The sequence below is a fragment of the Variovorax sp. Soil_C_17 genome, assembly GCF_057657265.1.
In genome coordinates this window covers 1-438 of sequence record NZ_JBDGIT010000059.1, presented here as the reverse complement: position 1 = coordinate 438, position 438 = coordinate 1, and the positions used below count along the sequence as shown (strand labels likewise).

At 65.8% G+C, this 438-nt stretch carries 1 protein-coding gene; it reads left to right on the top strand.

Annotated features, from left to right (window positions below):
• Window positions 1–438: AAA family ATPase (locus AC3A6Y_RS35025; RefSeq protein WP_487872796.1), on the top strand; the 438-nt coding region annotated here is incomplete at both ends.

The window sequence follows — 438 nt, the reverse complement described above, 5'->3', positions numbered from 1 at the left end:
CGCCTGACCGACGGCCAGGGCCGCACCGTGAACTTCAAGAACACGGTGATCGTGATGACCAGCAACATCGGCTCGCCCATCATCCAGTCGATGGTGGGCCGGCCGGCCGAGGAGATCAAGGACGCGGTGTGGGACGAGTTGAAGAACTACTTCCGCCCCGAGTTCCTGAACCGCATCGACGAGACCGTGGTCTTCCATGCGCTGGACGCCAAGAACATCGAGGCGATCGCGGCCATCCAGCTGCGCGTGCTGCAGGAGCGTCTCGCGAAGATGGACCTCGCCCTCGAGGTCTCGCCGGCGGCCCTGGCGGAGATCGCCAAGGTCGGCTTCGACCCGGTGTTCGGCGCGCGCCCGCTCAAGCGGGCGATCCAGCATCGCATCGAGAACCCGCTGTCGAAGCTGCTGCTCGATGGCAGCTTCGGGCCGAAGGACACGATC